Origin of the sequence: Bacillus sp. HMSC036E02, assembly GCF_001836235.1 — a bacterium.
Lineage (GTDB): Bacteria > Bacillota > Bacilli > Bacillales > Bacillaceae_G > Bacillus_A > Bacillus_A cereus.
Genome location: NZ_KV827881.1, coordinates 11,404 through 29,022, shown reverse-complemented (window position 1 = coordinate 29,022; position 17,619 = coordinate 11,404). Strand labels below are relative to the sequence as shown.

The following is a 17,619-nucleotide window of genomic DNA, read 5'->3' as shown; positions in this document are numbered from 1 at the left end:
CATATTGTCTGCTTGTCAAAAAGAATACAAAGGAAAATATGTGAAATGGGGCGACACTGTAGAAACTGTTGACACAGAAAGATTTGAAAGAAACAATATTCCATATAAAGTAGAGGGCAATAAGGTGTATGTTCCAGAAGATGCATTTGATGATGCTATAGTATGTTGTTCTTAGGAAGTTGCGTTCCATGAATAGGTAGCAGTAAAACTCCAACATGGTGCTATGTTGGAGTTTACTAAATTTGAGAGGGTGAAGCAATTGCGAGGTTACTCATTCAACAAGCAGGATGTACAAATAAAAACAGAACCGCTTGTGGATCAATAGTTTAGAAGTAGAGGATATTAAAAAAGGTTTTCAGAATTTAAAGCCTGGTTCAGATTATGAGCGCATGTTCGCTGAAGTGCAAGTACATCAAATTAGCGATTGGATTATTGGAATGAATGTTAGTAAGTTATATACACTGACGTAAGAAAGGCATTCAAGGTGTTTATACGAGTATAAACACCTGCGTTATGTTTGATAAACAAGCGACAGCAGGAAATTAAAAACTTTAAACCAACGCCTTTCTTTGAATTGGAAGCGCAATTTACTTTTGAAAACGGTGTATACAAAGGATGTTATAAAGAGAGATTTACAACTAAAGGTGAATTAATGAACTTACTGCAGCAACATAATCTTTCTGAAAACAATAGCCAGCAAGATATATTCATTTGGACCCCCTTATATTTTCTACATACATCCTAACAACCGCTTTCGCAAGACATTGAGAAGAAGCAACAAAATCCTCACTAGCCACAACATTCAAATCAGTACATGCGATAATTACCGTATCAACTTCCTCTCTCAATTGTAAAACGAGCGCATTCCACAATTCGCGAGCTTCTTCAATCTCTCCAGATTTAATGCAAGTAATAATTTGATTAATGCTTTCCTGCCATTTTTCATGATGAATGTATTCTATATTACGCTTTGTAATCCCATCTTGGTAAATCCTAGATTGAACAGTTGCTTCTGTTGCGAGAAGAGCGACTCTTTTTATATTTTCAGGAATTGCTTGTAACGTTTCATCGACTATATTTAAAATCGGGATAGAAAGAGAACGCTGTAATTCTTCAAAATAAAGATGCGCCGTATTGCACGGCATAGCGATAAAGCTTGCGCCAGTACTTTCAAGTTTTTGTGCTCCTTCAATAATCGCTTTTTTCATCGCTTCGTGATCAATAGGGCGATCCATGTAAAACGGTGTTGGGCATGAATAAATCATCATATGAGGAAAGTCCATATCATGCTTTGCTCCGTATATTGTTTGACACCCTGCTACAACTGTATCGACGAATGGTCCAGTTGATTTTGGACCCATTCCTGCTAGTATTCCGATCATTGTGTCGTCTCCTTTAATATGTAATTAAAAACGTTTTTTGCGAACGATAAAAAGAAATAAGGTAAATAATAAAAATGAATATACGATAGCCCAAGCTGTGAGCCATAGTGTGTGAGTCAGTATATTATATTTGTATTGGCCAAGCATTAGAAAGCTTTCGACAGGTGGTAAAAACCATAATAACTCTTTTTTAAACCGGATAGATGCGATCGTTATAAGCAATATAAAGGTAAGGCTAAGCCAAGCAGTGCCTGTTTTTTGAATCATATTTCTAGTAAATAATGTTGCGATTGAAATTCCTAGTATAGAGAAAGACATATGAGAGAGAAATCCGACTAGAAATAAAGAAACTGTCATTTTTTCATTAAACATTTGCAAAATAATTGGATAGATTACGGATATAAAAGATAATACAGTACAAATGAGAAGAGCTGTAATATATTTACCAACATATAATGCGGAAATATTATTTGTGTGAGAAATAGTAATTTGTTCTTGTACAGGGTCTTCAGTATGAAAAATTGTGACCGTAATCCAGGCAGATAATAAATAAAGCGCGAGAGCTGTTTCTAAATATGTCGGTACAATAGGAGTCGGTTTATATGTATATACAAAAAGTAAGCTCACAAAGTACATCGCAATAGGAGGGACATACTTATACGATTTTGTATAGTCGAGAAAATGGTAACGAATAAGCGCAAACATAATAAACCTTCTTTCGATTTAAAAGTTAGGTTGTAGCAGTGTGATAGATGCTTTTTTATGTAATAAAAACTGAAGTATTTCGTTTGTATATTCTTTTTCGATTTGTAATTGAATAAGATTTTGATTTGCATTGTGTGCAACGTGTATAAAACCGGATTGCTTTTGTAGTTCTATTGCTGAAAATGTGTCGTGAACGATTGCCTCAATATAGACCTGTTCCGCTACTTTTTGTGCAGAGGTATTTTCTGCAATTGTATGATTTGCTAACGTCACAATTCTATCGGCGAAGTTTTCTAATAGTTGTTTTTCGTGACATGTGAAGAGTATAGATATACCTTGTTGTTTTAATGAGAGTAAAATATGTTCTAATTCTTGCTGAGAGTTAGGATCGAGCCCAGAAAGCGGTTCATCTAAAATTAATAAATGGACGTCCGTAAGTAATGCTTGCATAATACCTGTTTTTTGTTTCATACCTTTTGAAAAGTTTCGTACAACGGAATGTCTTGCATGATGTAAGTGAAAAGTCTCAAGGAGCATCGGAATTTTATTTCTTAAATATGTTGTTGATAAGCCGTGAATGCAGCCGAGATGAAATAAATAATCCGCTAATGTAAAACGAATTCCTTCAGGAAAATGTTCAGGTACATAACCAATTTGTATATGTTCTTTTCTTTTGAGTGTCCCTGCCGTAGGTGAAATAAATCCTGCAATTATTTTGAGCAGAGTACTTTTTCCAGTCCCGTTCCCGCCGATAATAGCGAGCGCTTCTCCTTCTGGAATGGATAAATCAATGTTGTCTAGTATAAGTGATTTGCTATACTTCTTTTGAATTCCCCTTAGTTCTACTAGCAAAGTTCTATCCTTCTTTCTTTAAATAGTGTATATATCCATTATATAGGAGAATAACAAAAAGACGTGCAATGAGTGCACGTCTTTTTTTGTTATGTTTTGTCGAATCGTCGATATATCCGAGAAATCGTTGATATATTGTAAGTTATGATAGATATATCGAAAAAATCGTTTATATATCCCGAGTTACGATAGATATAATTGAAAAATCGTTGATATATTACCCCGCATTAACGGGCAGTAAAACTCCCACCTTAAAATTCGCCTGGAGCAAAGATGTTAGGTGGGAGATAAACTGCCCATAAATGCCCGATCGGTTCAACTAATAATCAGTGGGGATTCCCCCCACTGATTAAAGTTTCACTTTATCGTTTCTCAATCGCCACAATAAATGGCGGATTATTTTGCTGGTTAATGAAGCCATATCGCAGTACGTGAGCTTGTTTTTGGTCTAGTTCTTCTGCAAATTTGAGAACAGCGTCGCGTTCTACTTGTCCTTCTGGGTGTCCGTGGTAAATGACGAGGACGATGATACCTTCAGGTGCCATTACTTCTAGTAATTGTTCAATTGCCGAAATTGTTGAGTTTGGTTTTGTAACGATATGCTTGTCACCGCCAGGAAGGTAACCTAAGTTGAAGATAGCGCCTGTTACTTTTCCTTTTGCGTCTTCTGGTAGTACGGATAGAAGTGTATCGTGACTATCGTGAACTAAAACAGTACGTTCAAAAAGTTCTTTTTCTTTTAGACGAGTTGTTGAGCTTTCAATCGCTTCTTTTTGAATATCAAATCCAAATACTTTTCCGCTATCCCCAACAATTTCAGCTAGGAAGCAAGTGTCATGACCATTTCCAAGTGTTGCATCTACAGCGTAGTCGCCTTCTTTAACAGCCGTTTGCAGCAGTGTGCGAGCAAACGGTAATACACGTTCTAATTTCATTGTTGTTTCTCCTCATTTGCATATTTTCCTTGCCAGCTTCCGCGGCGTACAAATTCTGCATCGATGGAATTTAATACTTCCCATTTATTTAAGCTCCACATTGGACCAATCATTAAATCAGGTGGGCCGTCACCTGTGATACGGTGCACAATTACGTCTTCTGGAATAATTTCAAGTTGGTCAACAACAAGACTTACGTAATCCTCAAGAGAAAGGAATTCGAGTTGTCCTTTTTCATATTGCTTCACCATTGGCGTTCCTTTTAATAAGTGAAGTAAGTGGATTTTAATTCCTTGTACATCAAGTTTCGCTACTTCACGAGCTGTTTCCATCATCATGTCGTAATCTTCAAGTGGAAGACCGTTAATAATATGAGAGCAAACTCTAATGCCGTGCTTACGTAATTTATTTACGCCTTCCACGTAAGACGGATAATCGTGAGCGCGATTAATAAGGTTTGCAGTGCGTTCATGAACGGTTTGTAGTCCAAGTTCAACCCAAAGATACGTACGTTTATTTAAGTCCGCTAAATATTCAACGACATCGTCTGGTAAACAATCTGGACGAGTTGCGATAGAAAGACCGAAAACATCTTTTTCTGCTAGAAGCGGTTCGAATTTTTCTTTTAACACTTCAAGTGGTGAGTGTGTATTTGTGTACGCTTGGAAATAAGCGATACATTTTCCATCTTTCCACTTTGAGCGCATTTTTTCTTTCATTTCATGATATTGTGTTATAACATCATCGCGGCGATCACCAGCGAAGTCGCCAGATCCGGCAGCGCTGCAAAATGTACAACCACCGTAAGCAACTGTACCATCACGGTTCGGACAATCGAAGCCAGCATCTAATGAAACTTTAAAGATTTTTTCACCAAATTCATTTCGTAAATGGTAATTCCATGTATGATAACGTTTATTGTCGTTTGTATATGGAAAAGGGTTTTGAACCTTCATTATTTTCCCTCCTAAGCCGAGTCAAAATGAAACAAAATCCATTATAACATACTCATAAGGTAGAGATGGAAGGGACACACTAAAGGGGAATTGAAGCAAGGAGGGACAATTATGGCAGAGCGTCAATCACTTGAATCGTATATTACACAAGCGGAACAAGCGGTGGAATATGCAAAAGAACAATTAGAACAAGGCATGAGACAAGAGCATTACAATACGATGGAGTATTCAGATGCACAGTTACAATTAGAACAAGCGTATAACGATTTACAAACGATGCAACAACATGCGAATGATGAGCAACGTGAGCAATTAAATAGAGCACGTATGGCAATTCGCCAATTGCAACATCAAATGATTATTACACCGCACTAATAAGGAGTGAATGTAATGGCGAAACGTTCAGATCAAAATAACCCAGAGCAAAAAACACAAAATGGACATAACGCTGAGTTTTCGAATGAACTTGATCCCATTGTTCAAGTAAAACAGCGTAATAGTAAAAAAGGACAACCTCAAAAATCAAAACAATCAGAGTAAACCAGGTCGAAATATGACCTGGTTTTATTTTGCTATATGACAATAGTGTAAGATTTCTGTAAGGTTTGCCGATAGTTGTAATTGTCCTTTTCCAGTAGAGTAAGGGAGGATTAAATTTTGGACAAGGAGTTGCTTTATGGGGAACAATATTACAAACAAGCGAATTGATGAGTTAGATTACATTCGTGGCTTCGCATTACTGGGGATTATTTTAGTAAATATTCTAGCGCTACTTAATATTAAAACTCCATATCCTAATACAGTAGATGCTAGCTATCAAAGGTTTTTATACTTATTTGTAGAAGGTCGTTTCTTCTCAATCTTCTCATTCTTATTTGGAGTGGGATTCTATATCTTTATTTCAAGAGCGATTGCGAAAGGGAAGAATGGCTATGTTTTATTTTTACGTCGCTTAGTAGCATTATTTATTTTTGGTTTAATTCATCAAATGTTTCAGCCTGGAGAAGCACTAGCGTTATACGCAATTTGTGGGTTAATCGTTTTGCCGTTTTATAAAGCGAAAAAAGAAGTGAACCTAGCACTAGGACTTATTTTGACAATTGCCTTCAGTGTAATGGGAGTTAAAGAACTATTACCACTTGGCTTAATTTTATTAGGACTTGCTGCAGGACAATATCGTGTATTTGAAAATCTCACGCAAAATATAAAGAAAGTCGCTATTTTTACAGGTATTATGTTTGTTTTAAGTGTCATAGCAGTATGGTATCAATATGGGCACGCTCCTGCTGAACCATTTATAAATGGGATAATGGAAACTGAAGAGGGAACAATGGATGTTGTAAGCCAGTTTCTAAAAATTGGTATTACTGTTGGACCAATTATTTCAGCTTTCTATGTAGGAGCATTAATTTTATTACTTCAGTTAAAACCAGTTCAAACATTATTAGCACCATTGAAATACTACGGTCGTATGGCTTTAACAAATTATATCGGACAAACGGCAATGATTTTAATTGCTGGTAGTGTATTTAACTTTGCAGGAAATTTAACATACATGCAGACGTTATATGTATGTATCGCAATTTATGCAATTCAAATTGTGTTTAGTGTAATTTGGATGAAAATCTTTAAAATGGGTCCATTAGAATGGATTTGGCGTGTTATTACGTACTGGACGGTAACACCTTTAAAGAAATAAAGTGAAACTTTAATCAGTGGGCTGTTCCTTTCGCGGAACAGCCTATTTTTATTGTCATCTTTTGTCGATAAGTCGATATATTTTGGTAATCGCTGATAAAAGTGTAAGAATCGCCGATATATTTGAAAAATCGCTGATAAAAGTGTAAGAACCGCTGATATATTTTAACAATCGCTGATATAATTTCATTTACCGATTCACTATGTCGAAATGCGAACTAGTATGAAAAGCCAAACTTACAAGCACACCTTTTTTATATTACAAAAGTGTAAGGTAAATGTAATGTTAACAAATAGCAGTTCGCCTCTAAAAAGCGCAAAATAGGTAATGGAAAAACAAGCGTAGGAGGATATATATGACGAAACCAGTTGTAGACGTGAAAAACGTTCAAAAAGTGTACGGTAAAAAAGGTGAGAACCAATCACATGCATTAAAAGGTGTTTCATTCTCAATTCAAGAGGGTGAGTTTGTAGGGATTATGGGACCATCTGGTTCTGGTAAAACGACATTATTAAACGTAATTTCAACACTTGATAAAGCAACGGGCGGCGTTGTTGAAATTGCGGGTACGGATATTACGAAAATGAAGCAAGGTGAACTTTCTGATTTCCGTTCACAAAAATTAGGATTCATTTTCCAAGACTTTAACCTATTAGAGAACTTATCTATTTATGAAAACATCGCACTTCCATTATCTCTTCAAGGTGTCGCATCACGTAATATTGGACCGAAAGTAGAAAAAGTAGCGGATATGTTAGGGATTACAGAAATTCTTCAAAAGTATCCATCTGAAGTATCTGGTGGACAGAAACAACGTTCAGCAGCAGCGCGTGCACTTGTGCATGAGCCGGCAATTATTTTAGGGGACGAGCCAACAGGAGCGCTTGATTCTAAAAATGCAACGAGTTTACTTGATGCGATGACAAACTTAAATAAAGATCAAGGCGTATCGATTATGATGGTTACGCATGATCCATATAGTGCAAGTTACTGTCAGCGTATTTTATTCATTCAAGATGGTGAGCTATATAAAGAAATTCATCGCGGTGGTACGCGTGAAGAGTTCTACAAAGAAATTTTAGATGTACTTGCAGATTTAGGTACACAAAAGGCGTAAGAAAGGAGGTTCCAGTATGTTATTTAAACTTTCCATGTCGGGGCTGAAAAGTAAGCTGAAAGATTATATCGTCTTACTTGTTGGTCTTGTCATGTCGATTTCAATTTTTTACATGTTCCAAACGTTAGCACTGAATAAAGCATTTTTAGAATCTAATTCAGTGATTAAATCTATTGGATTCGTATTCCAAGCAGGTTCATTTTTATTAGCAATTATAACGTTCTTCTACATTTTATATGCAAACTCTTTCTTATTATCTCTTCGTCAAAAAGAGTTCGGTATGTATATGATGTTAGGTGCGAAAAAACATAAAGTTACATTACTTATGTTTATTGAAACAATCGTATTAGGTGCTGCGTCTCTTGCAATCGGGATTGCAGTTGGAGTAGGACTTGCAGAAGGTATTGGACAGTTATTAATGAAACAGCTTGAATTTGCTGGTGAAGGGTATAAAGCATTTTATCTACCATCTATGACTGTTACTTGCATCTTCTTCTTTGCACTATTTGTATTATCAGCAATTATGAACAGTATTAAATTGTCACGTATTTCTGTATTGCAACTAGTACATGCAGATGCACAAACAGAGCGTGTTGCAGTAAAAGGTAAAAAGACAGTTGTAGTGGCATTCCTTGCTGTTATTTTATTAGGTATAGGTTATGCATCTATGATCTATATGGAAAAACTAAAAGAGATGGGAATCCTTATTGCATTAATTACAACGACAGCTGGTACTTACATGCTATTTGGCTCACTTCTTCCAGTCATTATTAAAAAGTTAAAAAGTAATAAAAAGCGTAGTGAAAAAGGACTTAATGCTTTTACATTTGCACAATTAAACTTCCGAATTAATAGTTTAACGAAAGTACTTGCAACAGTGGCAATGTTAGTTGCACTTGGAGCTGGTGCAATTTCAGGTGGTATGGCATTTAAAAATAACGTTATAAAAATGGTAGATGGTTTAGTAATATATGATTCAGTAGTTCATAATCCAACAGCTGAAGAAAAGAAAATTTTAGATGGTATTACATTTAAAGAGAAAAGCGAATATCGTTATAAAGTTGATGATAAATACGTTTACTATGTAAAAGAAGATTTAGAGAAAAATCGTCCTTTCGTAAAAGATATGGCAAAGATGAAGTCTATGAAGGATTTAGTAAATACGAAAAAAGTTTCAGAGGAACTACCGGTAGGTGCAGTTTCTAGAGAGATGAATCAAAAAGATGCGAATACTAAAGAACTTTCAGCGGAATGGACAGATGCTTTTAGTACAATCCATCCATATTATTTATACAATGATCATGCAATTAAAATTGTAGATCAAAAAATGTACGATGGGATAAATGGTAAAGAAGGTATAGCATTTATCGGAAAAACAGATGATTTTTTAACATATAAAAAAGAATGGAAAAAACTTGACGAGTTGCAGCTAGATAAATATAAAAATGTAAAAGCTGAACAAATGGATAGTAAATATCAAGCTTATAGTGGGTTCTATGGCATTGCGAGTGGAACAGTATTTATGGGATTCTTCCTTGGAATTGCGTTCTTAGCAATGATGGCAAGCTGCCTTATGTTTAAAATTCTTTCTGGTGCATCAAAAGATATTACGCGTTATCAAATGCTTCGTAAAATCGGTGTGCGCCGTGAGTTACTAACGAAATCGATTTATAAAGAGTTATTCTTAGTATTCTTATTCCCAGCAATTGTGGGTATCGCTCACGTATTAGTTGGTATGAATATTTTCGGATTTATTTTAATCGATCCGTACTTCCGTATTTGGGTACCAATTGTAATTTTCGTAGTTATTTATGCGATTTATTACTTCATTACCGTTCAATTGTATAAAGGAATTGTTCTTCCGAAAGAAGATTAATAATAAAAACCGAGCAAAAACGCTCGGTTTTTATTATTTTCAGAAAAAAACACTTTAATGTTACTGAAATGTATAATATAATGTAAGTAAGTAACGTAATATAAAAGTAGAAGTAGCTGTATAAGGAAAGGAGGAATCCAATCTGTAGAAAGAAGCTGAACTTTTATCCCCACATTTTTTTACCGCAACGTATTTATACAATCGTAAGTTTCCACATTGAAAGTTTTCAGAACCACCTGAGTATATTGTGAAAATAATGGATAACACATGGAAATCTCATAGCATGATAAGGTAAAATGGACAACATAATGAGAAAATTACCGTTCATAAGATGAGGAGAATACATGTATGGAAGTTGTAGAGGCATTAAAAGATATAAGCCAAATTGAGGCTATGAAAAAATATTTAAAAGAGCACTCCCAGCGAGATTATCTTTTATTTGTTATTGGAATTAACACAGGATTAAAAATTACAGAACTACTTAGCATGAAATTTGAAGATGTATTAAATGAAGACGGGACTGTTAAAGAGTTTTATGCTCTTCCTGTGAAAGATGAAAAATTTAAACAAGATATTTATTTAAATACAAAAGTAAAAGAAGCGCTTTTAGATTACGTACAATCTATTGGCGTTAAAAGAGAAAATTACGTATTCCAATCTAATAAAACGCCAAATTCAATTACGCGCCAACAAGCGTATCGTGTAATTCATAATGCTGCAGAAGCAGTTGGAGTTGTTGGTAAAATCGGAACGAATTCAATGCGAAAAACGTTCGGATTTCATGCGTACAAAAGAGGGATAGCGATTGCACTATTGCAAAAACATTTTCATCACGCGACTCCATCAGAGACACTAAAGTATTTAGGTATCTCAAAGGATGAGAGCTTTAAAACGGAGATTGATGTCGATTTATAAAAGCCGTAACTAAAAAATTAGGAGGCGGAAAATATGAATATTAGAGAGAGTGAACTGCCGGGTATTGGATGTAAGTTTGAAGTGATTACAAAAGGTAATGAAAAGATGGTTATCGTTATTCATGATGATGGCCGAAGAGAAATGTACCATTTTGATGCTGATCATGAAGAGAGTATTTCAAGCGTCTCTCTTCGTGATTCTGAAGCGAGACAAATTGCAGCTATATTGGGCGGAATGGTATATAGGCCACAAGCTTTAGATACGATTGAAATGGCTTTTGAGGGATTATCAATTGAGTGGTTTAAGGTGGAAAATAATGCACCAGTTGTACAAAAAACAATTGGTAGTTTACATGTTCGAAACACATATAACGTAACGATTATTGCCATTTTGAAAAAGAATATGAAGAAGTTCTTTAATCCAGGCCCAGATTCTATCATTGAAGCTGGCGATATGCTCGTATTATCAGGTGAAAGACATGAAGTGAAAAGAATTATTAATGAGTTGCTTTCAGTAGGAGGGGATTCATAATCGATGGATACTTTAATCTTTGAAGTTGGAACTGCGTTAGTATTAGTCGCTTTTGCAGCTATTCTCGCTGCAAAGTTAAAGTTCTCGATTATTCCGTTTCTTATTATACTCGGTATGCTAGTGGGGCCTCATGCCCCAGATTTAGGGCTTATCGATTTAAGATTTATTGAAAGTGGAGAAGTTATTTCCTTCCTCGGCCGTGTTGGCGTCATATTCCTCCTATTTTACTTAGGTTTAGAATTCTCAATTAAAAAATTAATTAAATCAGGAAAATCAATTGCTTTTGGGGGAACTGTTCATATATCGCTTAATTTTATATTAGGTTTACTTTACGGATATATAATGGGTTTCCCCTTATTAGAAACATTAATTATTGCTGGGATCATAACAATTTCATCGAGTGCAATTGTTGCGAAAGTAATTGTTGATTTAAGAAGATCTGGTAATAAAGAGACGGAGCTAATTTTAGGAATCATTATGTTTGATGATATCTTTTTAGCGGTATATTTATCAGTCGTTTCAGGATTAGTACTTGGAGGGGCAACATCATTTGTAGGTGCTCTTACATCTATTTTAATCGCAGTAGGTTATATGCTACTATTCTTTGTAGTTGCTAGAAAAGCTACACGGTTTTTAAATAAAATGTTAGATATTTCGTCCAATGAAATTTTTATTATTGTAATATTCGCTATTTTGTTCTTTGTAGCAGGATTTTCAGAAACGATTCATGTTGCAGAGGCAATTGGAGCATTATTACTAGGACTCGTTTTTTCTGAAACAGAGCATAGTGATCGAATTGAACAGCTTGTCGTTCCGTTTCGTGATTTCTTTGGAGCTATATTCTTTTTCAGCTTCGGTTTAAGTATAGACCCATTTTCACTTGGCGGAGCAGTGTGGTTGGCATTAGGAGCAGTTTTCATTACTCTTATCGGTAATTTTACTGCTGGAATGGTTGCGGGGCGTAAAGCTGGGTTATCGCATAAGGCTTCTACGAATATCGGTTTAACACTTGTATCACGCGGAGAATTTTCTATTATCGTCGCGAATATTGGAATTGCGGGTGGCTTAATGGCAGCGATTAAACCGTTCTCAGCTTTGTATGTTTTAATATTAGCATCGTTAGGACCTTTGTTAACGAAAGAATCTGGGAGAATATACTCGCTACTAGATAAGGTGTTTAAATGGAGTGCTAAAGAACGTGTGAAGCGAGAAAAGGAAGTTGGATAGTACAAATAAGGGTAGATTGCATGAAAATTTCATGCAGTCTACCCTTTTATATATTGTTACTGTTGTCGTTTTTTGTCGGTAAGTCGATATATTTTAATAATCGCTGATATATTTGTAGTTGCGCCGATATATTCTGATAATCGCTGATATAATCCAAGAAGCAACCAATATAAATTCATTTACCGACGAACTATTATCTGAATTTCATCAACTATTAATCAGTTGCCTTCCTATTTAAAAACGACTACAATTTTACTGTTATATATATGAACGAAAAAAATAGAATAGGAGGGGAAGCTATGCCAAGGAAAGTATGGCTATTAGTAGCTGGGATGATTATTAATGTCACGGGTGCTTCTTTTTTATGGCCTTTTAATACAATTTATTTGCATGATCACCTAGGAAAATCTTTATCTGTGGCCGGAATGGTATTAATGATCAATTCGCTTACTGGTGTAATAGGAAACTTGCTCGGCGGTGTTTTATTTGATAAATGGGGCGGTTATAAATCAACTTTAGTAGGGATTGTGATTACACTTGTATCAATTTTAGGTCTTGTGTTCTTCCACGGTTGGCCGTTATATGTTGTATGGCTAGCGTTAATCGGCTTCGGTTCTGGAATGGTCTTCCCATCGATGTATGCGATGGTTGGTACGGTTTGGCCAGAAGGCGGAAGACGGGCATTTAATGCGATGTACGTTGGACAAAATGTTGGTATTGCGATTGGAACAGCATGTGGTGGATTAGTTGCATCGTATCGTTTTGATTATATTTTCTTAGCGAACTTTATTTTATACTTTGTTTTCTTCTTAATTGCTTTTATTGGATTTCGTGGTATGGAAGACAAGAAGGAGCCAGGAGTACAAAAAGAAGTGGAAATGAAAAAAGGTTGGTCACTTACACCTGGATTTAAAGCACTTCTTATCGTGTGTGTAGCATATGCTTTATGCTGGGTTACATACGTACAGTGGCAAGGAGCGATTGCAACACATATGCAAGAATTGAATATTAGCCTTCGTCACTATAGTTTATTATGGACGATAAACGGAGCAATGATTGTTTGTGCACAGCCACTTGTTAGTATGCTAATTCGCTGGATGAAGCGTTCTTTAAAACAGCAAATTATGATTGGAATCTTCATTTTTGCAGCTTCATTCATTGTGTTAAGTCAAGCGCAACAATTTACGATGTTCCTCGTTGCGATGGTAACATTAACAATAGGTGAGTTATTTGTATGGCCTGCGGTTCCAACGATTGCAAATATACTTGCACCAAAAGATAAATTAGGGTTTTATCAAGGGGTTGTAAATAGTGCGGCGACTGTAGGGAAAATGTTCGGGCCGGTCGTTGGCGGAGCAATTGTGGATTTATACAATATGGAAGTATTGTTTATAGCAATCATGGTAATGCTTGTAGTAGCGCTTATAGCAACGAGCATTTATGATAAACGAGTAAAAGTAGAAGAAACAGTTGAAGAAAAAATTGCAGTTTAGTTTGACGGAACATGTAACATGTTTTAGAATATATTTAAATAAAACAACCTTTAGAACAAGGGAGATAGCTCGGCTGTCTTAAGATGAATTCGTTAGTTATTAAGAGTAACGATTAACCGAGAAGTCCTCGCTTTAAGTAAGCTCTTAAGAGATACTAGGTGAAGGATAGTTCACGTAACTTATATGTGTAATAACAGTGAGAAGGAGTAGTAGTAATAGAAGCTGGTTTAGAGAGTTGACGGTCGGTGCAAGTCAATCCACGTTTCGTTATGAACTCGCCTTTGAGTTGCAGTTGTGAAACTAATAGTAGCAATTGCCGTTAATCCACGTTACGGATCTAAGCGAATGTATATTTGTACATTAATTTAGGGTGGTACCGCGGGAATCTATAACCTCTCGTCCCTTTTTAGGGATGAGAGGTTTTTTGTATTTTGGGCGGTGAAAATAAATAGAATTTCAAGGAGGGTATCTCATGAGCTTTAATCATCAAGAAATTGAGAAGAAGTGGCAAGGGTACTGGGAAGAGAATAAAACATTCCGTACGCCAGATGAGACAGAAAAACCAAAATTTTATGCACTAGATATGTTCCCATATCCATCAGGTGCAGGCTTACACGTAGGACATCCAGAAGGTTATACAGCGACAGATATTTTATCTCGTATGAAGCGTATGCAAGGATATAACGTTCTTCATCCAATGGGATGGGATGCATTTGGTCTTCCAGCAGAGCAATATGCACTTGATACTGGAAACAGCCCAGCTGAATTTACAGAGCATAATATTAATACGTTCCGTAACCAAATTAAATCATTAGGTTTCTCTTACGATTGGGACCGTGAAGTAAATACAACAGATCCAAACTACTATAAGTGGACGCAATGGATCTTCCTAAAACTATTTGAAAAAGGCTTAGCTTACGTTGATGAAGTACCTGTAAACTGGTGCCCAGCACTTGGTACAGTACTTGCAAACGAAGAAATCATTGACGGTAAGAGTGAGCGTGGTGGACATCCAGTTGAGCGTCGTCCGATGAGACAGTGGATGTTAAAAATTACAGCTTACGGAGATCGTCTATTAGAAGATCTAGATGAGCTTGATTGGCCTGAAAGCTTAAAAGATATGCAACGTAACTGGATCGGTCGTTCTGAAGGTGCAGAAGTACACTTCAACATCGATGGTACAGACGAGAAATTCACAGTTTTCACAACGCGCCCTGATACATTATTTGGTGCAACATACTGTGTACTAGCTCCAGAACATGCACTTGTTGCAGAAATTACAACAGCAGAACAAAAAGAAGCGGTAGAAGCTTACATTAACGCTGTAAAAATGAAGAGTGATCTAGAGCGTACAGAACTTGCGAAAGAAAAAACTGGTGTATTCACTGGTGCTTACGCAGTTAACCCAGTAAACGGTGAGAAATTACCAATCTGGATTGCTGACTATGTTCTTGCAACTTACGGAACAGGTGCTGTAATGGCAGTTCCAGCTCACGATGAGCGTGACTATGAATTCGCATCAGTATTTAATCTTCCAATGAAGGAAGTTGTAAAAGGCGGAGATATTACGAAAGAAGTGTACACAGGTGATGGTGCACACGTAAACTCAGCATTCCTTGATGGTTTAAATAAAGAAGAAGCAATCGCAAAAATGATTGAATGGCTTGAAGTAACGAGCGCAGGAAATCAAAAAGTAACGTACCGTCTACGTGACTGGTTATTCAGCCGTCAACGTTACTGGGGTGAGCCAATTCCAGTAATTCACTGGGAAGATGGTACAATGACAGCTGTGAAAGAAGAGGAATTACCATTAGTTCTTCCGAAAACAGAAAACATCCGTCCTTCAGGTACAGGTGAATCACCACTTGCTAACATTGACGAGTGGGTAAATGTTGTTGATCCTGAGACTGGTAAAAAAGGTCGTCGTGAAACAAATACAATGCCGCAATGGGCTGGTAGCTGTTGGTATTACCTACGTTACATCGATCCAAACAATAGCGAAGCACTTGTAGATCCTGAAAAAGTAAAACAATGGCTTCCAGTTGATATTTATATCGGTGGTGCAGAGCACGCTGTACTTCACTTACTATATGCTCGTTTCTGGCATAAAGTATTATACGATATCGGTGTAGTTCCAACGAAAGAACCGTTCCAACAATTATTCAACCAAGGTATGATTCTAGGTGAAAACAACGAGAAAATGAGTAAATCAAAAGGTAACGTTGTAAACCCTGATGATATCGTAGCAAGCCACGGTGCAGATACACTTCGTCTATACGAAATGTTCATGGGACCATTAGATGCTTCAATCGCTTGGTCTGAAAATGGTCTTGACGGAGCTCGTCGTTTCCTAGACCGCGTATGGCGTCTATTCGTTCAAGATAACGGTGAATTAAGTGAGAAAATTACTGACGCACCAAATAAAGAGCTTGAAAAAGCTTACCATCAAACAGTGAAGAAAGTAACAGAAGACTATGCAGAGCTTCGCTTCAACACAGCGATTTCTCAAATGATGGTATTCATCAACGATGCATACAAAGCTGAAACACTTCCAAGAGAATATGTAGAAGGTTTCGTAAAAATGATTGCACCAGTTGCACCTCATATCGGAGAAGAGCTATGGAGCAAACTTGGATACAATGAAACAATCACATATGCAAGCTGGCCAACATTTGATGAGTCTAAACTTGTAGAAGATGAAGTTGAAATCGTTGTTCAAGTTATGGGTAAAGTTCGCGCAAAACTAACAATGAGTAAAGACGCATCAAAAGAAGAAATGGAACAACTTGCACTTGAAGCAATTCAAGACCAAATTGAAGGGAAAACAGTTCGTAAAGTAATTGTTGTTCCTGGAAAACTTGTTAACGTTGTTGCAAACTAAATCATTTGAAAAAGCTCAGAGCGTTTATGTTCTGAGCTTTTTTGTATAGAAAATAATCTCAGGGTCACCTTCATCTAAGTTTTCAACTATTCCGCTACGTATAAAACCATTCGAGTTAAATACTTTCTGCATACTTTCATTCGATTCGTTCGTTGAAGAAAATATTTTTTGAGTAGGAGAATGACTTAACATATATGAGATTAACGAGCTTGCATAGCCTTGCCTTCTTTTAGTTGGTGAAACAATGATTAATGAGAGGAAAGTACAACCAAAGAAATTTGTATCGTATGTTAGAAAGCCAGAGATAGAATTTTCTTCTGTTACAATGATGCATCTGCCTTCACGGATAGTGTGCTTAATATAATTTCGTCTACTATCGTTTCCAATTACGTCAATATCTATATGGACGATTGAATCTAAATCATTGATAGAAGCCTTTGTTACATTCTTCAATATAAATACCTCCTAGAAAAAATATTCAGTTAATTAATTTTATCATGAATGAAGAAAAAGAAGCGGAATTCTAGTGCAGACAAACACCTATTCTTCTATAGGAAATATGATAAAAAAGGTAGGCTAAATTGAGTAGAAGAGGTGAAAGGAATGAAAGGGATGGACAATAATGCACCACATGGTTTCTTCGGGAGTGGATCGGATAGTTATGAACAAATGATGTTAATGGGAGGAGGACAACAAGGATACGGTGGAATTCCGAGCTGGATGGGCGGAACACCTGGAGGGTTTTCTACATCAGTAGCGGGTGTACAAACTGGAATTCCAACATTAACAGGAGGATTTCCATCATCGGTAGCCGGAGTGCAAACTGGAATCCCAACATTTGTTGGCGGAGCAGCGGGAGGAGTACCAGTAGGCGTACCAACTGCATTTCCATCTTTCGTTGGAGGAGTACAGACAGGATTTCCTGTACCGGGAGTAGGTGTTGTAGCAGGAGGAGTAGGTGGATATCCGCAAGTAGTTCACGGCTACCATGGTCATCATCACCACCATCAAGGTCAACATGGCCATCATGGACATCACCACCATCAAGGT

General features: G+C 36.6%; 16 protein-coding genes, 2 pseudogenes and 1 other annotated feature. Of the genes and pseudogenes, 12 read left to right on the top strand and 6 right to left on the bottom strand.

The features are described 5' to 3' along the window. Window positions 1-258: 258 nt before the first annotated feature. Window positions 259-700, top strand: a pseudogene (locus HMPREF2590_RS29720) (DNA topoisomerase); the annotation flags it as partial. A 7-nt stretch (window positions 701-707) separates the two neighbouring features. On the opposite strand, the gene HMPREF2590_RS27110 reads toward HMPREF2590_RS29720, so the two are convergent. From HMPREF2590_RS27110 to mnmL, 5 genes are all read right to left on the bottom strand, one after another. Next, the gene (locus HMPREF2590_RS27110) at window positions 708-1,382 is read right to left on the bottom strand and encodes an aspartate/glutamate racemase family protein (RefSeq protein WP_000579323.1); all 675 of its coding nucleotides are present in this window, start codon (window positions 1,380-1,382) and stop codon (window positions 708-710) included. A gap of 24 nt (window positions 1,383-1,406) precedes the next feature. Beyond that, window positions 1,407-2,087: a hypothetical protein gene (locus tag HMPREF2590_RS27105; RefSeq protein WP_000457775.1), complete on the bottom strand. Its 681-nt coding sequence runs from the start codon at window positions 2,085-2,087 to the stop codon at window positions 1,407-1,409. Between the two features lie 18 nt (window positions 2,088-2,105). Continuing rightward, window positions 2,106-2,939, bottom strand: coding sequence for an ABC transporter ATP-binding protein (locus HMPREF2590_RS27100; protein ID WP_000959746.1), 834 nt, complete (start codon window positions 2,937-2,939; stop codon window positions 2,106-2,108). Between the two features lie 362 nt (window positions 2,940-3,301). Continuing rightward, complete coding sequence (mnmM, locus tag HMPREF2590_RS27095) at window positions 3,302-3,874, bottom strand: tRNA 5-(aminomethyl)-2-thiouridylate-methyltransferase MnmM (RefSeq protein WP_000764497.1); 573 nt, start codon at window positions 3,872-3,874, stop codon at window positions 3,302-3,304. Then, the gene (gene mnmL, locus HMPREF2590_RS27090; protein ID WP_050822137.1) at window positions 3,871-4,830 is read right to left on the bottom strand and encodes a tRNA modification radical SAM protein MnmL/YtqA; all 960 of its coding nucleotides are present in this window, start codon (window positions 4,828-4,830) and stop codon (window positions 3,871-3,873) included. The genes mnmM and mnmL overlap by 4 nt, the downstream gene beginning before the upstream one ends. A 111-nt stretch (window positions 4,831-4,941) precedes the next feature. On the opposite strand from mnmL, the gene HMPREF2590_RS27085 reads away from it, so the two are divergent. The 10 genes from HMPREF2590_RS27085 (at window position 4,942) to leuS (ending at window position 16,569) form a co-directional block, all read left to right on the top strand. Then, complete coding sequence (locus tag HMPREF2590_RS27085) at window positions 4,942-5,205, top strand: YtzC family protein (protein ID WP_000840871.1); 264 nt, start codon at window positions 4,942-4,944, stop codon at window positions 5,203-5,205. A 15-nt stretch (window positions 5,206-5,220) separates the two neighbouring features. Beyond that, window positions 5,221-5,370, top strand: coding sequence for a hypothetical protein (locus tag HMPREF2590_RS27080; protein WP_001129340.1), 150 nt, complete (start codon window positions 5,221-5,223; stop codon window positions 5,368-5,370). A 136-nt stretch (window positions 5,371-5,506) separates the two neighbouring features. Beyond that, window positions 5,507-6,529: a DUF418 domain-containing protein gene (locus HMPREF2590_RS27075; protein ID WP_044584922.1), complete on the top strand. Its 1,023-nt coding sequence runs from the start codon at window positions 5,507-5,509 to the stop codon at window positions 6,527-6,529. A gap of 355 nt (window positions 6,530-6,884) precedes the next feature. Continuing rightward, on the top strand, window positions 6,885-7,646 hold the full coding sequence (locus HMPREF2590_RS27070; RefSeq protein WP_000165837.1) for an ABC transporter ATP-binding protein: 762 nt from the start codon (window positions 6,885-6,887) through the stop codon (window positions 7,644-7,646). Window positions 7,647-7,662: 16 nt separating this feature from the next. After that, window positions 7,663-9,522 carry an FtsX-like permease family protein gene (locus HMPREF2590_RS27065; protein WP_050822136.1) on the top strand — a complete coding sequence of 620 codons (1,860 nt, stop codon included), beginning with the start codon at window positions 7,663-7,665 and terminating at the stop codon, window positions 9,520-9,522. Window positions 9,523-9,870: 348 nt separating this feature from the next. Continuing rightward, window positions 9,871-10,437 (top strand): tyrosine-type recombinase/integrase, encoded by a 567-nt coding sequence (locus HMPREF2590_RS27060; RefSeq protein ID WP_000454205.1) that lies wholly within the window; start codon window positions 9,871-9,873, stop codon window positions 10,435-10,437. Window positions 10,438-10,470: 33 nt separating this feature from the next. Continuing rightward, complete coding sequence (locus HMPREF2590_RS27055; RefSeq protein ID WP_001026053.1) at window positions 10,471-10,968, top strand: cation:proton antiporter regulatory subunit; 498 nt, start codon at window positions 10,471-10,473, stop codon at window positions 10,966-10,968. A gap of 3 nt (window positions 10,969-10,971) precedes the next feature. Further along, window positions 10,972-12,195 (top strand): cation:proton antiporter, encoded by a 1,224-nt coding sequence (locus tag HMPREF2590_RS27050; RefSeq protein ID WP_000380174.1) that lies wholly within the window; start codon window positions 10,972-10,974, stop codon window positions 12,193-12,195. A gap of 299 nt (window positions 12,196-12,494) precedes the next feature. Then, the gene (locus HMPREF2590_RS27045; protein WP_001137554.1) at window positions 12,495-13,688 is read left to right on the top strand and encodes an MDR family MFS transporter; all 1,194 of its coding nucleotides are present in this window, start codon (window positions 12,495-12,497) and stop codon (window positions 13,686-13,688) included. A 187-nt stretch (window positions 13,689-13,875) separates the two neighbouring features. Continuing rightward, window positions 13,876-14,095, top strand: a binding site (T-box leader). Between the two features lie 65 nt (window positions 14,096-14,160). After that, window positions 14,161-16,569 (top strand): leucine--tRNA ligase, encoded by a 2,409-nt coding sequence (leuS, locus tag HMPREF2590_RS27040; protein ID WP_000009466.1) that lies wholly within the window; start codon window positions 14,161-14,163, stop codon window positions 16,567-16,569. A 24-nt stretch (window positions 16,570-16,593) separates the two neighbouring features. Here leuS and HMPREF2590_RS27035 read toward each other — a convergent pair whose 3' ends face one another. Further along, window positions 16,594-17,022, bottom strand: a complete 429-nt coding sequence (locus HMPREF2590_RS27035; RefSeq protein ID WP_000800325.1) for a GNAT family N-acetyltransferase — start codon at window positions 17,020-17,022, stop codon at window positions 16,594-16,596. A gap of 150 nt (window positions 17,023-17,172) precedes the next feature. Here HMPREF2590_RS27035 and HMPREF2590_RS27030 point away from each other — a divergent pair. Beyond that, window positions 17,173-17,619, top strand: a pseudogene (locus tag HMPREF2590_RS27030) (hypothetical protein); the annotation flags it as partial.

Coding starts and splice junctions, on each gene's coding strand:
- HMPREF2590_RS27070 (WP_000165837.1), top strand. CDS start 6,885: ATGACGAAACCAGTTGTAGACGTGAAAAACGTTCAAAAAGTGTACGGT.
- HMPREF2590_RS27105 (WP_000457775.1), bottom strand. CDS start 2,087: ATGTTTGCGCTTATTCGTTACCATTTTCTCGACTATACAAAATCGTAT.
- HMPREF2590_RS27055 (WP_001026053.1), top strand. CDS start 10,471: ATGAATATTAGAGAGAGTGAACTGCCGGGTATTGGATGTAAGTTTGAA.
- HMPREF2590_RS27060 (WP_000454205.1), top strand. CDS start 9,871: ATGGAAGTTGTAGAGGCATTAAAAGATATAAGCCAAATTGAGGCTATG.
- mnmM (WP_000764497.1), bottom strand. CDS start 3,874: ATGAAATTAGAACGTGTATTACCGTTTGCTCGCACACTGCTGCAAACG.
- HMPREF2590_RS27110 (WP_000579323.1), bottom strand. CDS start 1,382: ATGATCGGAATACTAGCAGGAATGGGTCCAAAATCAACTGGACCATTC.
- HMPREF2590_RS27050 (WP_000380174.1), top strand. CDS start 10,972: ATGGATACTTTAATCTTTGAAGTTGGAACTGCGTTAGTATTAGTCGCT.
- HMPREF2590_RS27065 (WP_050822136.1), top strand. CDS start 7,663: ATGTTATTTAAACTTTCCATGTCGGGGCTGAAAAGTAAGCTGAAAGAT.
- HMPREF2590_RS27080 (WP_001129340.1), top strand. CDS start 5,221: ATGGCGAAACGTTCAGATCAAAATAACCCAGAGCAAAAAACACAAAAT.
- mnmL (WP_050822137.1), bottom strand. CDS start 4,830: ATGAAGGTTCAAAACCCTTTTCCATATACAAACGACAATAAACGTTAT.
- leuS (WP_000009466.1), top strand. CDS start 14,161: ATGAGCTTTAATCATCAAGAAATTGAGAAGAAGTGGCAAGGGTACTGG.
- HMPREF2590_RS27045 (WP_001137554.1), top strand. CDS start 12,495: ATGCCAAGGAAAGTATGGCTATTAGTAGCTGGGATGATTATTAATGTC.
- HMPREF2590_RS27075 (WP_044584922.1), top strand. CDS start 5,507: ATGGGGAACAATATTACAAACAAGCGAATTGATGAGTTAGATTACATT.
- HMPREF2590_RS27085 (WP_000840871.1), top strand. CDS start 4,942: ATGGCAGAGCGTCAATCACTTGAATCGTATATTACACAAGCGGAACAA.